Below are 13,585 nucleotides of genomic sequence, written 5' to 3' on the forward strand. Positions count from 1 at the left end.
GCTCCCGCCTCGCGGGGCCGGGCCGCGCCGCGGTCAGCCCTCGGCGGTGTCCGCCGTCGCGGGCCCGGCGGTGTCCGCCGTCGCGGCCTGGTCACCGCCGTCCGGCTGCCCCGGTACCGGCGTGACGGGCCGGCCGGCCCTCCGGCGCCGGGGTGCCCGCCCCGGCGGCGACGGCGGTTCCGGCCCGGCGTCCGGCGGCTCCGGCAGCGGCAGGGTCAGCGGCTGCCCGGGAAGGAGCACCACCGGCTTGCCGTGATGCCGCAGCTCCACCCGCGCCTGCGCCGTCGCGTGCCGCGGTTCCTCCGCCGCCGCGTCGCCAAGCCCGGTCGAGTCCTCCCGGAGCAGGTACGTCGCCTCGTCCGGGCCGATGGTGAGCTGGATCCGGTGCCCCTGCCAGAAGATCGAGAAGCGCAGCCGGGTCAGCGCCGGCGGCAGCCGGGGGGCGAAGACCGGCTCACCCCGTTCGTCGCGGAACCCGCCGAAGCCCATCACCAGCGCCGACCAGACCCCGGCGAGGGCGGCCACGTGCAGCCCGTCCCGGGTCTGGTCGCTGAGGTTGTGCAGGTCGTGCAGGGCCGACTCGGCCAGGAAGGCGTAGGCGAGTTCGAGGTGTCCCAGCTCGGCCGCGAGCACCGCCTGGCTGCTCGCCGACAGCGACGAGTCCCGGACCGTACGGCGTTCGTAGTAGGCGAAGTTGCGGGCCTTCTCCTCGATGGTGAAGTCGTCACCGCAGTGCTGCATCGCCAGGACGACGTCCGCCTGCTTGACCACCTGATGCCGGTAGAGCTCCAGGTAGGGGTAGTGCAGCAGCAGCGGGTACTCGCCGGGGTCGGTGGCGGCGAAGTCCCACTCGCGCAACCGGGTGAACCCGGCACACTGCTGGTGGATCCCGCGCCGGGCGTCGTACGGCAGGTGCATCGCCTCGGCGGCCTCCCGCCACGCGGTCAGCTCGGCCTCGACGACGCCCAGCTCGCGGGCCCGGTCCGGAAACCGGCGGGCGGTCGCCACGGCGCCGCGCAGGTTGCGCCGGGCCATCAGGTTGGTGAAGACGTCGTCGTTGACCAGCGCGGTGTACTCGTCCGGCCCGGTCACCCCGTCGAGGTGGAACGCGCCGGAGTCGTCGTAGTGACCCACCCGGGACCAGAGCCGGGCCGTCTCGACCAGCAGCTCCAGGCCGGCGTCCCGGAGGAACGCGATGTCGCCGGTGGCCGCGGCGTAGCGCAGCACGGCGGCGGCGATGTCGGCGTTGACGTGCAGCGCGGCGGTGCCGGCCGGCCAGTAGCCGGAGCACTCCCGCCCGCCGATGGTCCGCCACGGGAACGCCGCGCCGGCCAGCCGCAGCGTCCGGGCCCGTTCCCGCGCCTGGTCGAGGGTGGCGTGACGCCAGCGCAGCGGTCCGGCCGCGATCTCCGGGCGCAGGTACGTCAGGACCGGCAGCACGAAGATCTCCGCGTCCCACATGGTGTGGCCGTCGTAGCCGTTGCCGCTGAGGCCCTTCGCCGGCACGGGGCGCTCCCCGGCGTGCGCGGTCGCCTGGAGGATGTGGAAGAGCGCGAACCGTACCGCCTGCTGGAGCTCCGGATCGCCGTCGAGCAGCACGTCCGCGTCGTCCCAGAAGTCGTCCAGGTAGGCCCGCTGGTCGGCGTGGAGTCCGGCCCAGCCGCGCCGGACCGCGGCGCGCCGTCGAGCGCGGCCTCCGCCGCCGCGACCAGCTCCGTGCGGGTCACGCCGCCCGCCGGTCGCGTCCGGTCACCCTCCGCGCGGGGCCGGTCGCCCGAGTGGGCGTACGAGACCAGCTTCGTCACCGTGAGCCGTTGTCCCGGTGCCAGCCGGGCGTCGACGATGGTACGGATAAGGTCCGGTTCGGCGGCCACCTCGACCCGGGTCCCGGGCGGCGGCGCCTCCCCGGACGCCCCCTCCAGCAGGTGCGTGACGGCGGCCGCCACCCGCTGCCCACTGTGCCGGGTCCGGTGCGCGAGGAGGCCGCCGGCCGGGTGGACGGCGTGTTCCTCCGCGACCAGCGGTTGCTCGATCGGCGTCGGCGCCCGGGGGTCGTCGCCGCTGCGGTCGGCGAGTTCCGGGTTGGCCCGCAGGTCGGAGTGGAGCCGGATCCGCAGCGGCCGGTCGAGCGCCGTCACCTCGCAGCGGATCGCCAGCACCGCCGGTTGGACGAGGGAGACCAGTCGGGTCCAGGTGACCCGTACCGGCTCGCCCGAGGGCGCGGTCCACTGCGCCGTCCGCTCCAGCGTGCCGGCGCGCAGGTCGAGGACGCGCTCGTGCCGGTGCGGCCCGCCGTCGCGTACGTCGAGGGGCTGGTCGGCCACGAAGAGCCGCAGCGGCGTGCCGTCCGGTGCGCCGATCACGGTCTGGGTGCGTTCCGGGAAGGCGTACCCGTTCTCCGGGTAGGTCAGCCCGGGTTCTTCGTAGAGCGAGTTGAGATAGGTGTTCGGCATGCCGCTGGCGCTGCCCTCGTCGAGGGCGCCGCGGACCCCGAGGTGACCGTTGGCGAGGGCGAAGACCGACTCCAGGTCGTCGAGTGCGTCCGGCTCGGGTGACTCCTCCCGGATCCGCCAGGTGTCGGCGTCGTCGTCCGGGGGACTCGGTTCGGTGCGGGGGCGGGGTACCGGATGCGTCGGGTGGTGCCGGGCCATTCGTCTCCGTCCTCGGGGGGCGCGATGTCTGCAATTATCCGCGCGGCGGCGGGGATCGCGGCCGAGGCGGGCGGCGCCCGCGGGTTGGTCGGCGGCCCGGCCCGACCGGGACGGCCGGCGCTGGCCGTCACCGCGCGGTGGCCGGGAGCTGTGCGTCGAGGTCGGCGAGCCGGTCCCGGAGGGCCCCGGCGGTGAGTTCGGGCCGGCCACCGGGATGGCCGACGGTCGCACCGGCGGCCGCCACCGCGTACCGGGCCGCCGCGTCGGGCGGGTCGCCGCGGAGCAGCGCCACGGTCAGCGCGGCGGTGAGGGCGTCGCCGGCGCCGGTGGTGTCGACGACCTTCTCCCGGGTCAGTGGCACCAACAGGGCCGCCGATCCGCCCGACCGGCTGTCCCGCCACACGAAGAGGTTGCCGGCGGCGCCGAGCCCGAGCGCGAGCAGGCGCGGGCCGGCGGCGAGCAGTTCGGTGGCGACCGAGCGCACCCGGTCCGGGTCGTCGGCGGGTACCCCGGTCAGCAGTTCGGTCTCCCGGTCGTCCGCCCGCACCACGTCGGCGGCGGCGAGCAGCGGCGCCCGGTGCCCGTCGTCCGCCGGCGCGCCGTCGAGCACCAGCAGCCGCCCCGCCGCCCTGGTCCGGCGCGCGGCGGCCAGCGCCGTCGCGGGTGGCTGCTGCAACTGCACGAGTACGGCGTCCGCCCGCCCGAAGGCGTCGTCGGCCGCGGTCACGTCGGCCTCGGTGAGCAGCATCCCGTCCGGGATGTGCTGGAGGTAGCGCCACCGCCCCTCGGCGTCCAGCGCCTCGACGATCAGGGCGGTCGGCGCCCCCGCCCGTCGGACGACGGACGAGACGTCGATGCCGTCCCGGCGGGCCTGGCCGAGCAGGTCCTCGGCGACCTCGTCGGCGCCGGCCACCGCGAGCAGCACCGGACGCGCCCCGAGCTGGCCGAGCGCCACCGCCTGGTTGGCGCCCTTGCCACCGAGGAGTTCGCGGCGCTCCCGGACGTCGGCCGCCGCACCCGGCGGGGGCATCCGCTCGACGGTCAGCACGACGTCACGGGCCAACTGGCCCACCACCAGGATCCGGGCATCAGTCACGGACGACTGCTACCCAGAACGGGGACCGCCTACTCGGCGTCCACCGTCGTGGCTGGTCAACGGGGCGCACGGTTGGGCTCGGCGCCGACTGGGTAGCAGGCACCACGACAGCCAACGCATCCCCCTAAGGAGGCCTGTCATGGGTATCGGCACCAGCATCTTCCTGATCGCGCTCGGTGCGATCCTCACGTTCGCGCTCAACGCCAGCCTCGGCGGGCTCGACCTGGACGTCGTCGGCTGGATCCTGATGGGCGCCGGCGTACTGGGCCTGATCATGACCACCCTGATCTGGGGCAACCGTCGCCGTACCGTGGTGACCGCCGAGCCGACGGAGTACCGCCGGGTCGAGGAGCGCCGGGACGTGGCGCCGCCGCTGTAGGCGGTCGGCGCACGGCGCGGACCGCGAACGGCTCGTCGGGTCCGCTGGGACGGCGCCGGCTGGGGTGGGGCGTTCGGTGGCTGGGGGCACCGGGCGCGTACGCCGCACCCCAGCCGGCATAGAAGAGGGCGCCCCCGGCGGGGTCCGCGTTACAGCGCTGTCCACCGGTCGAGCGGGGCGGGCCGGGGCAGCGTCACCCCGGGCGGCGGTGATCCGTTGAGGACGACGAATGCCACCTCAGGTTCACCGTCGATGCGGGCGTGACCGGGCCGGCGACCCGTCGGAACGCAGCCGTGCAGCGGGTGGCGGCGCGCGTGCCAGGGCCGTCCGCCGCAGGGAGAAAACGTGCCCACGCAGGTCCTCGACGTACGACCGATCGCGCCCACGAGCCCGCCCCCGCCGTCGACCGCCCGGCACCGGGCCGGCTTCTGGATCGTCGCCTTCACCCTCGTGGTCGCGATGGCCTTCTCGACCGCGCCGACCCCGCTCTGGGCCCTCTACCGGCAGCGCGACCACTTCTCCACCACGATGGTCACGGTCGCCTTCGCCGCGTACGCCGTCGGGGTGGTGGTCAGCCTCTTCCTCGCCGGGCACGTCTCCGACTGGCTGGGCCGCCGCCGCGTACTGCTGCCGGCGGTCCTGCTGGAGGTCGTCGCCGCCCTCGTCTTCCTGCTCTCGCCGGACCTGCCCGGACTGGTACTCGCCCGGGTCGTCACCGGCTTCGGGATCGGCATGATCACCGCGACCGCCACCGCACACCTCGGCGAGCTGCACGCGGTGGCCCGCCCCGACGACCCGCCGCTGCGCGCCGGCCTGGTCGCCACCGCCGCCAACCTCGGTGGCCTCGCCGTCGGCCCGCTGGTCGCCGGAGTGCTGGCACAGTACGTCGACGGCAAGCTGACGGTGCCGTACCTGCTCTTCCTGGTCCTGCTCGTCGGCTCCGCCGTCGGGCTGGCGCTGGTACCGGAGACGGTGCGCGGTGCCGCGCCGGGGCACCCGTACCGGCCGCAGCGGGTCGCCGTGCCCGCCACCGACCGGATCCGGTACTTCGCGGTCGCCGGCGCCGCCTTCGGCCTCTTCGCGATCCTGGGCCTGTTCACCTCGCTGGCCCCGAGCTTCCTGGCCGCCCTCGGGCAGTCGTCGCCGGCGCTGGCGGGCCTGGCCGCGTTCGGGGTGTTCGGCGCGGCGACCGTCGCGCAGCTCGTGCTCGGCCGGATGGCGCCGGCGCGGCAGCTCGGGATCGGCATCCCGGCGACCGCGCTGGGCGTCACCGTGCTGGCGGCGGGCGTGCTGCTCTCCTCCCCGGGCGGGTTCCTGCTCGGTGGTCTGGTCGCGGGTGGCGGTGCCGGCGTCCTGCTCAAGGGCTCGCTCGGTACGGCCGCGCTGCTGGCACCGCGGCACGCCCGAGCCGAGGCGGTCGCCGGAGTCTTCCTGACCGCGTACGTCGGTCTGGCGCTCCCGGTGCTCGGCCTCGGATTCGCCAGCCGTCTCGGCGTACCGCTGGCCAGCTCGCTGGTCGGGTTCGCCGGCCTGGTGCTGGCGGTGATGGCGGTGGTGGCGGCGACGCTGCGCCGACACCCCGCCCGGCCGGCCCGCCCCGGCTGACCGGCCGCCGGCCCGAGCGTCGTACCGCTGCCGTTATCCCTCGTCGCGGTCGCGCTTGGCGGCGTCCCGCGCCGTCGCCAGTTCCAGCGCCAGCACGCTGGCCAGGATCAACAGGTGGTCCTCGCCGTCGGCGATCCGCACCCCGTAGGTGTCGCGCAGGGTGAGCCACCGCTTGGAGACCGAGGCGACCTCCCGGCCGCCGCGCTCGACCGTGAACTCGTGGTCGAGCAGGTCACCGGTCATGGTCAGGTCGTCGGGGCCGGGGATGTCGATGGTGAACTTCTCCCGGAACGGGGTGAAGAAGTTCTTCCGTACCTCGGCGGCCTTCTCCCCGCCGATGGTGATCTCGTACGTCGGGCGCAGCGACACCAGGTGCCGGTGCACCGACGCCACCTCCTGCCCGGCCGGATCCTTCAGGACCAGCCTGTCGCGCACGCTCAGCACCTTCCCGTCCACGTGGAAGAGCCGGCGGCCGTCCTCGTCGAGGATGTCGAAGTCGTCGCCGATGTCGAAGAAGCGTTCCCGGATGACGTACATGGGACCGATTCTCCCGCCAGCGGCCCGGCTCGGCACGTCGGCGGCGGTCAGCGCGGCCGGCTGAGCCACTTCCAGGCCCGGCGCAGTCCCTCGCCGGCCTGTTCGCGCACGGAATCGTTCGTGGCGTCGGCGGCGACCGCGTCCTCGCTCGGTTCGTGCAGTTCGGCCCGGGGCACGGTCAGGACGACGCCCCGCTCGTGGAGGGTGCCGATCTGCTCCCGGGCGGCGAAGAGGTGCCGGTCCGACGCGGCCCGGACGACCAGACCGTGGAAGATGTCCGCGCCCTCGTCGGCGAGTACGTGCTCCACCGTGCCGATGTCGTCGCCGTTGCGGTCGTACACCGGTACGCCGTCGGTAAGGGCCAGGTACGCCACGGGCGCTCCGAGGTTGTCCACCGATCGACCGTACGCCAGCCCGCGCGGCGGCGCAGGCTTGCGCGCCGGGCCCCGGCATGTCGGGGTGGTCAGCGGGGCCGGCCGGGCGGACCGGTGAGGTCGGTCCCGGCTGCCTCGGTCCGGATGCCGGCGAGGAGCAGCCGCAGTCCGTACTCGAACTGCTCCGCCGAGCCGGCGATGAAGAGTTCGTCGCCGACGGCCTCGCCGGGCAGCTCGCCGAGCGCGTCGGCGACCTGGTGCCAGCGGGCGTCCCGCTCCCCGGCGCGCACGGCCATCGCCAACGCGGCGGCGAGGTAGGCGACGAGGGTCTGCGTCGCGCGGACCACGTCGGCGGGGGCGAGGCCGGCGTCCGCCAGCGCCACGGTCAGCGCGGTACCGAGCCGGCGGCCGTGCTCCCGCAGTGGCGGCCGGGCGGCGACGTGTCCGGCGATGCCGGGATGGGCCAGCGCGGCCCGCCGGATGCCGGTCAGCACCGTGCGCAACCGGGCCTCCCAGTCCGCCGCCGGATCGGGATCGGGCGCGTCGGCGAGGGCGAGGTCGGCGACCGCGTCCAGCAGCGCCTGCCGGTCGGGAAAGTGCCGGTAGAGCGCCATCGGGTCGCAGCCGAGTTCGGCGGCGATCCGGCGCATCGTCATCGCCGGCGCTCCCTCGCGGTCGCCGACCCGCAGGGCCGCCGCCGCGATGGCGGCCGGGGTCAGGGACCTCTGTCGGGGCATGTGGCCATCCTGCCCGGTACGGCGGGTGGCGTCTACGACGTAGACAAGCGTGGCAAACCATGTCTACGCTGTAGACATCCGCGATCTGTACCAGCCTGGAGGAACCGTGCGCACACTCCTGATCGGCCGGATCGGCGCGCTGACGCTGGGCGGCGCGACGTTCGTCTTCCTCTTCCTGCACGACTCCTGGCGCAGCGACAACCTCTTCCTCGTACCCGATCTCGTGTTGTGTGCGGTGCTGCTGGCCGCCGCCGCGCTGCCGGCGCGGCTCGTTCCGCCGCCCCTGCTGGCCGCGTTCGGATACACCGCCGGGGTGCTGGCCACCTCCGTCGCGTCGTACGCGGTCGAGGGGCGACTCGGCCTGCCCAGCCTGATCGGCGCGCTGACCGCCCTCGCGCTGGCGGTGGCGCTGGTACCGCTCGCGACGCGCGGACCGGCGTGATCGCCGCGCCGGCGGGCGGGCCGGGGAGGATCGGCTAGGTTTTCCGGCATGGGCTTGCTGGACGACGCGGTGACGGTGCTGGACGAGCGGGGCGTGCTGGACCGGCTGGGTCGGCTGATCCGGCAGGTGTACCGGCGTGCCGCGGACCGGCACGAGCCGGAGCTCGGCGACGACGCGATGAGCTTCGGGACCACCGTGTGGCGCAACCTGGTGCACCTCGGCCAGGCCGAGTTCGCCGGCGTCGAGGGGGTGCGGGTCCGGCTGGAGGACAACTCGCTGGAGGTCCTCTGCGCCGGGTACGTGGTCCGGCTCTACTCGTTGCAGGGTGGCATCGAGTCGATCCGCTGGCAGGGCAGCGAGGCCCGGCTCGGTGGCGCGGTGGAGAACAGCCGCGACGGGCAGTTGGCCTTCGACGACGAGGGACAGTTCCCGGAGGTGTTCGCCGGGGTGCTGCCGCCGAAGCGGCACGTGCGGATCGCGCACACCGGGGACATCGCCACCGGGGAGGCGACCGCGTACATCGGGTTGCCGAGGGACAACCGGGACGGCGGGTCGCCGTGGTTCGAGGTGATGCTCTGGTTCGGCGACGCGGCGTCGGCGGGCGTGCCCCTGCCGGTCCCCGGTGTGCCGGGCACGGTGCCGGCGCAGCGGCATGACGAACTGCCGCTCCCCGCGCTGGACCTGCGGGCGTTGCCGCCCCGCGACGTGGCTGGCCGTACGGCCGGCCGGTCGGCGTGACGGGCCCACCACGACCGCCGGTACCCGCTGCCGCCGCCGCCGCGGCCTTCGAACCCCACGCCCTGGGTCTGGCACGCCGGTGGCGGCGGATGCGCAAGAACGAACTCGCCCGGCAGATCGGGGCCACGGCGGCGGCGGTCAGCCAGTACGAGCTGGGCCAGGCACGTCCCTCGGCGGCGGTGCTGGCCCGGCTGGCGCTGGCGTTGGCGATGCCGGTCGAGTTCTTCGCCGCCGGGTTCCCGGTCCCACCGATGCCCGGACACGCGCACTTCCGGAGCCTGCGCGCCACGAGCCAGGCGGAGCGGGACCAGGCGGAGGCGTTCGGCGAGGTCGCCTGGCGGGTCGTCGAGGTCATCGGCCGGCACCTGCGGCTGCCCGACCTGCGACTGCCGCAGCTCGACCTGGCCGAACCCGCCGGCCCGGAGGACGTACGGGCGGCGGCGGCGACCGCCCGGGAGGCGTTCGGCCTGGCACAGTCGCCGGTGGCGCACATGGTCCGGCTGCTGGAGTCGTACGGGGTGATCGTGCTCGCCCTGCCGGACGCCTCGGAACGGGTGGACGCGTTCTCGCACTGGTACGGCGACCGCCCGTTCGTCTTCCTCAACCCGGCCAAGGACGACAGGGCCCGCTCCCGGTCCGACGCCGCCCACGAACTCGGTCACCTGCTGATGCACCACGACGCCGAACCCGGTAGCCAGCTCCTGGAACGGGAGGCCGGCGCGTTCGCCGCCGAGTTCCTCGCCCCCGGCGCGGTGCTGCGCGACGAACTGCCGGCCCGGCTCGACTTCGACCGCCTCCACGAACTCAAACGCCGGTGGGGGATCAGCCTCAAGGCCCTCGTGCACCGGGGGCACGAGCTGGGCGTCTACCGGGAACACGCCTACCGGCGCGGGATGAGCCTGCTCGCCCGGTGGGGCTGCCCGGAACCCGGTGACCTGGGGCCGCGCGAACAGCCGTCCCTGCTCGGCAGGGCCGTCGAACTGCTCGACGAGCAACGGATGACCGTCGCCAGCCTGGCCCGGCAGGCGGCCCTGCCGCCACTGCTCACGCAGACCGTGATCGGGGCCGCCACCGAACACCTCCCCGAGTTGCAGGTCGCCGCTCCCTGAACCGGACGGGCCGGCGGAGTGAGCCGCCGGTTCCGGGCCGACCGGCGTGGTCAGGAACGGTCGCGCAGCGCGGCGACGGCCCGGGCGAGCCGGCGTACGCCCTCGTCGAGAAGGGCGGGTGCTGCGGCGGCGTAGGTCAGGCGCAGGTGCGGGGCTTGCGGCTCGGCGGCGTACCAGGGGCGTCCGGGGAAGACCACGACCTGTTCGGCGGCCGCCTCGGTGGCGAGTTCGAGGTCGTCGAGGTCGTCGGGCAGGCGTACCCAGAGGTGCAGCCCGCCGCGCGGCACGGTGGCCGGAAGAAGGGCCGGCAGGTGTCGGCGCAGGGCGGCGAGCAGCGCCTCGCGGCGGCTGTGCAGGGCCGTCCGCAGGGCGCGTCGGTGTCGCGGCCAGGCGGGTGAGCTGAGGAAGTCGAGCGCGGCCTGTTGCAGCGGCCCGGCGACGAAGAGGTCGTCGAGTGTGCGGGCCGAGCGCAGCCGGGCGCCGGCGGCACCACGGGCGCCGATGGCGGCCACCCGGAGGCCGGGTGCGGCCGATTTCGTCAACGACCGCAGGTAGACCACGTGTCCGTCCGGGTCGTCGGCGGCCAGGGGTGGCGGTGGGGTGCCGTCGATGGCCAGGTCGCGGGCATAGTCGTCCTCCAGGAGGAACGCCCCGGCCGCCCGCACCGCGTCGGCGACAGCGGCACGCCGGTGCTCGGCGAGCGTGCCACCGTGCGGGTTGGCGTACAGCGGCTGGCAGTAGAAGAGCCGGGCGCCGCTGCGGGTCAGGGCCGCGGCGAGCAGGTCCGGCCGGACACCGTCGGCGTCGGCGGGTACGGGCACCACGCGGAGCCCGGCGGCCCGTGCCGCGGCCAGCGCGCCGAGGTAGGTGGGTGATTCCATCACGACCGGATCGCCGGGCGCGGCGAACGCCCGGAACGCGGTGGAGAGGCCGGCCTGCCCCCCCGGGCAGATCACCATGTCGTCGGCGTGCAGGGCGCCGCCGGCCTCGCGGGCGAACCAGGCGCGCAGGTCCTCCCGACCCTGGACCGGGCCGCGTTGCCACGAGGCCGGGTGCCGGGCGGCGCGGGCCAGGGCGGCGCCGAGCGAGGTGGTGGGTTGCAGGTCGGGGTCGAGGTAGCCGCTGGACAGGGGAATCGCGTCGGGACGGGGGATGGCGAGCAGGGCCTGCATCGCCTCCTCGCCGGGAGGCCGGGGGCCGAGCGCGATGGCCTGCCAGGACAGGTCGGGTGGAGCCGGGCGATGGTCCGGCCGGCCCGCCACGAACGTTCCCCGGCCCGGTCTCGCCTCGATCAGGTTCTCGGCGACCAGCCGGCGGATCGCCCGGGCCACGGTCACCGGTGAGGCGTGATGGCGTGCGGTCAACTCCCGCACGGACGGCAGGCGGGTGCCGGGGGCGGCGGCGGAGGCGAGGCCGCGCAGATCTTCGATAACACGGTGCGCTGCGTTATCGTCGTCCATGAAAGCTGATAGTAACGTTATCGTCGGCAACCGGGTAACGGGTAGCGCGTTCGGCGGGCTGGGCGTGCTCGCCTTCAGCCTGTCGCTACCCGCGACCCAGGTCGCGGTCGCCGAGCTGGACCCGTGGCTGGTCGCCTTCGGCCGCGCGGTCGGCGCCGGGCTGCTGGCCTGGGCCTACCTCCGCCTGGTACGGGCTCCACGGCCCACCGCCGGGCAGTGGCGACGGCTCGCGGTCGTCGCCGCCGGCGTGGTGTTCGGTTTTCCGCTGTTCACCTCGCTCGCACTCACCACGCAGACCGCGGCGCACGGCGCGGTGGTCATCGCCGTGCTGCCGGCCGTCACCGCCGTGTTCGCGGTGCTCCGCGTCGGGGAACGTCCGCCACCGAGGTTCTGGGCCGCCAGCGGCGCCGGCCTCGCCGCGGTACTCGTCTTCCTCGGCACCAGTGGCCGCGCCTCGGGGGCCGTGGAACCCGCCGACCTGTTCCTGCTCGCGGCCGTCGTCCTCTGTGGCCTCGGCTATGCCGAGGGCGGCGCGCTGGCCCGGGAACTGGGCGGCGCCCGCACGATCTGCTGGGCGCTGATCCTGTCCCTACCGGCGACCGCGCCGGTCACCGCCGTCGCGGTCCTCGCCCGACCACCGGACGCCGGCACCACCACCGCCTGGCTCGGCTTCGGGTACGTCACCGTCGTGTCGATGTTCCTCGGCTTCTTCGCCTGGTACGCCGGGCTGGCCCGGGGCGGCGTCGCACACGTGGGTCAGATCCAACTCGCCCAGCCCGTCCTCACCCTCGGCTGGGCGGCCCTGCTTCTCGACGAACCGGTCACCCTTCCGGCAGTCGGCGCCGCGCTGCTCGTCCTCGCCTGCGTCGTCGTCACCCAACGCGCCCGTACCCACGCCCCCGCCACAGCGGCCGGGACCAGCTTGCGCACCTCGTCCACCACCGGCTGAACCCGGACCGGAAGTCGCACCGTGCCCCCGCTGGCTCGGAACCCTCCTCTTCTTCCAGTTCATGCCTGCTCCACATCCCTCGACGGTCGGACCCGGCGGGCATCACGGACGCCGCAGTGCAGGATTTCCCTGGTCAGGGCCTCGGTCCACCAGCGTTCGACGTGATCGGGGTGCCAGCTCCGTTCCTCGGTGAGGGTGGTGTAGACGTCGATGTTGCAGATCGCCGCGTAGATGTCGACGGCCTTCGGCAGGTCCAGTCCTTCGCGGAGTACCCCGTCGGGCCAGGACGAGAAGACCTGGATCCTGGTTTCGTCGGCCCGCTGGCGGCCTTCGCGGTAGATGGCCGCCAGCACCGGTTCGGTGCGGCCCGCGTCGCGTACGAGCGTGATGACGTCACCGGCGCGTTCGAAGAGCCGCCGGTCGTAGGCGGCCATCGCCGCGAGCTGTCCTTCGGGGTTCTCGGCGGCCTCCAGGTCGGCGAGCGACCGTGCCGGATCGGCGGCGAGATCGGCGGCGTCCGCCAGCGCCCGGGCGAGCCCGGTCTTGTTCCCGTACGTCGCGTAGACGGTCGGCACCGAGACGCCGGCCTCGCGCGCCACGTCACGTACCGTGGTGGCCGCCCAACCCCGGGAGACGAACAGGCGCCGGGCGGCGCTGGCGATCCCGCCCCTGGTCTCCGCCGCCTGTGCGGCGCGGCGCAGCGAGTCGTACCTGCGCCTGCCTGTCCCGGCAGTCATCGCCCGGCCCCTTCGCTTTCCGCCTACTATATTGAATATATGTCACGTAGCCGCGGCGTCGAGCGGAGCACCTGGCCGTTCTCCCGGATCGCCGGCCTCGCCGCGCTCGGTTTCGCCATCCTGATCGTCTCGGTCAACGCCTTCCTGGTGCCGGCCGGCCTGCCCCACACCGGCGCCCAGACCAGCGACGTCGTCCAGTTCTTCACCACCGAGCGGGCCGCCGTCGGCCTCGCGTCGGCACTCGCGCCGATCGCCTGGGTGCTGGCCACCCTGTTCGGCGCCGGCGCGGTCTCCGTGCTCTGGCCGTCCGACCGCGAGCGGGGCACAGCCTGGTCCCTGGTCGGATTCGCCGGGGTGATCCTCCAGAACATCACCTTCGCCGGCGTGATGGCCATCCGGCTCGCGCTGGCGTCGGGGACCACGCAGGACAGCGGTACGACCGCCGGACTCTGGGCGCTGCACGACGCGCTGTTCGTCTTCAACGGCACCTTCCTGGCGCTGGCCATGACCGGCCTGTCCGTCAGCGGCCGGCGGGCCGGCCTGCTCCGCCGCTGGCACAGCGGGGCCGGCCTGCTGGCCGCCGCACTCCAGCTCGGCTCGGCCGTACTGGGCCCGCTGGTCATCGACGATCCCGGACCGGTTGGTCTGCTCGGCCTTGTCGGCTGGCTGATCTGGGTCGGGTGGATCGTCGCCTACGGCATCACCCTGATCCGTCTGTCACCCGTGGCCGATCCGGGTGCGCGGTGACCGACGCGCCGTCGGACCGCGCAG

At 74.6% G+C, this 13,585-nt stretch carries 15 protein-coding genes; 7 read left to right on the forward strand and 8 right to left on the reverse strand.

Annotated features, from left to right (window positions below; translation table 11 throughout):
- Window positions 1-33: 33 nt before the first annotated feature.
- The 3 genes from ACQEUR_RS01770 to ACQEUR_RS01780 form a co-directional block, all read right to left on the reverse strand.
- Window positions 34-1,506: a glycosyl hydrolase family 65 protein gene (locus ACQEUR_RS01770; protein ID WP_433025876.1), complete on the reverse strand. Its 1,473-nt coding sequence runs from the start codon at window positions 1,504-1,506 to the stop codon at window positions 34-36.
- Window positions 1,425-2,651: a hypothetical protein gene (locus ACQEUR_RS01775; RefSeq protein WP_433024328.1), complete on the reverse strand. Its 1,227-nt coding sequence runs from the start codon at window positions 2,649-2,651 to the stop codon at window positions 1,425-1,427. Before ACQEUR_RS01775 ends, ACQEUR_RS01770 begins: the two co-directional genes overlap by 82 nt.
- A 127-nt stretch (window positions 2,652-2,778) precedes the next feature.
- On the reverse strand, window positions 2,779-3,747 hold the full coding sequence (locus ACQEUR_RS01780; RefSeq protein ID WP_433024330.1) for a PfkB family carbohydrate kinase: 969 nt from the start codon (window positions 3,745-3,747) through the stop codon (window positions 2,779-2,781).
- Window positions 3,748-3,886: 139 nt separating this feature from the next.
- Between ACQEUR_RS01780 and ACQEUR_RS01785 the strand changes: the two genes are divergently transcribed.
- Window positions 3,887-4,126, forward strand: a complete 240-nt coding sequence (locus ACQEUR_RS01785) for a DUF6458 family protein (RefSeq protein WP_433024332.1) — start codon at window positions 3,887-3,889, stop codon at window positions 4,124-4,126.
- A 345-nt stretch (window positions 4,127-4,471) separates the two neighbouring features.
- A complete protein-coding gene (locus tag ACQEUR_RS01790; RefSeq protein WP_433024334.1) occupies window positions 4,472-5,731 on the forward strand; it encodes an MFS transporter in 1,260 nt (419 codons plus the stop codon).
- A gap of 33 nt (window positions 5,732-5,764) precedes the next feature.
- On the opposite strand, the gene ACQEUR_RS01795 is transcribed toward ACQEUR_RS01790, so the two are convergent.
- The 3 genes from ACQEUR_RS01795 to ACQEUR_RS01805 all read right to left on the reverse strand — a co-directional run bounded on the left by ACQEUR_RS01795 (window position 5,765) and on the right by ACQEUR_RS01805 (window position 7,379).
- Window positions 5,765-6,268: an LURP-one-related/scramblase family protein gene (locus ACQEUR_RS01795; protein WP_433024336.1), complete on the reverse strand. Its 504-nt coding sequence runs from the start codon at window positions 6,266-6,268 to the stop codon at window positions 5,765-5,767.
- 47 nt (window positions 6,269-6,315) lie between these two features.
- Window positions 6,316-6,663 carry a PRC-barrel domain-containing protein gene (locus ACQEUR_RS01800; RefSeq protein ID WP_433024338.1) on the reverse strand — a complete coding sequence of 116 codons (348 nt, stop codon included), beginning with the start codon at window positions 6,661-6,663 and terminating at the stop codon, window positions 6,316-6,318.
- Between the two features lie 68 nt (window positions 6,664-6,731).
- The gene (locus ACQEUR_RS01805; RefSeq protein ID WP_433024340.1) at window positions 6,732-7,379 is read right to left on the reverse strand and encodes a TetR family transcriptional regulator; all 648 of its coding nucleotides are present in this window, start codon (window positions 7,377-7,379) and stop codon (window positions 6,732-6,734) included.
- 106 nt (window positions 7,380-7,485) lie between these two features.
- Between ACQEUR_RS01805 and ACQEUR_RS01810 the strand changes: the two genes are divergently transcribed.
- From ACQEUR_RS01810 to ACQEUR_RS01820, 3 genes are read left to right on the forward strand one after another with little or no spacing between them, the layout of a single operon-like run.
- Window positions 7,486-7,821, forward strand: coding sequence for a hypothetical protein (locus ACQEUR_RS01810; protein ID WP_433024342.1), 336 nt, complete (start codon window positions 7,486-7,488; stop codon window positions 7,819-7,821).
- A gap of 48 nt (window positions 7,822-7,869) precedes the next feature.
- Window positions 7,870-8,559, forward strand: coding sequence for a hypothetical protein (locus ACQEUR_RS01815; protein WP_433024344.1), 690 nt, complete (start codon window positions 7,870-7,872; stop codon window positions 8,557-8,559).
- Window positions 8,556-9,668, forward strand: coding sequence for an ImmA/IrrE family metallo-endopeptidase (locus ACQEUR_RS01820; protein WP_433024346.1), 1,113 nt, complete (start codon window positions 8,556-8,558; stop codon window positions 9,666-9,668). The genes ACQEUR_RS01815 and ACQEUR_RS01820 overlap by 4 nt, the downstream gene beginning before the upstream one ends.
- A gap of 50 nt (window positions 9,669-9,718) precedes the next feature.
- Here ACQEUR_RS01820 and ACQEUR_RS01825 read toward each other — a convergent pair whose 3' ends face one another.
- The gene (locus tag ACQEUR_RS01825; protein ID WP_433024348.1) at window positions 9,719-11,128 is read right to left on the reverse strand and encodes a PLP-dependent aminotransferase family protein; all 1,410 of its coding nucleotides are present in this window, start codon (window positions 11,126-11,128) and stop codon (window positions 9,719-9,721) included.
- On the opposite strand from ACQEUR_RS01825, the gene ACQEUR_RS01830 reads away from it, so the two are divergent.
- A complete protein-coding gene (locus ACQEUR_RS01830) occupies window positions 11,127-12,077 on the forward strand; it encodes a DMT family transporter (protein ID WP_433024350.1) in 951 nt (316 codons plus the stop codon). The genes ACQEUR_RS01825 and ACQEUR_RS01830 overlap by 2 nt on opposite strands.
- Before the next feature lie 59 nt (window positions 12,078-12,136).
- On the opposite strand, the gene ACQEUR_RS01835 is transcribed toward ACQEUR_RS01830, so the two are convergent.
- Window positions 12,137-12,814: a TetR/AcrR family transcriptional regulator gene (locus tag ACQEUR_RS01835; RefSeq protein ID WP_433024352.1), complete on the reverse strand. Its 678-nt coding sequence runs from the start codon at window positions 12,812-12,814 to the stop codon at window positions 12,137-12,139.
- Window positions 12,815-12,853: 39 nt separating this feature from the next.
- On the opposite strand from ACQEUR_RS01835, the gene ACQEUR_RS01840 reads away from it, so the two are divergent.
- Window positions 12,854-13,561 carry a hypothetical protein gene (locus ACQEUR_RS01840; RefSeq protein ID WP_433024354.1) on the forward strand — a complete coding sequence of 236 codons (708 nt, stop codon included), beginning with the start codon at window positions 12,854-12,856 and terminating at the stop codon, window positions 13,559-13,561.
- Window positions 13,562-13,585: the final 24 nt, after the last annotated feature.

This window comes from Plantactinospora sp. CA-290183, from assembly GCF_050936375.1.
GTDB lineage: Bacteria > Actinomycetota > Actinomycetes > Mycobacteriales > Micromonosporaceae > Plantactinospora.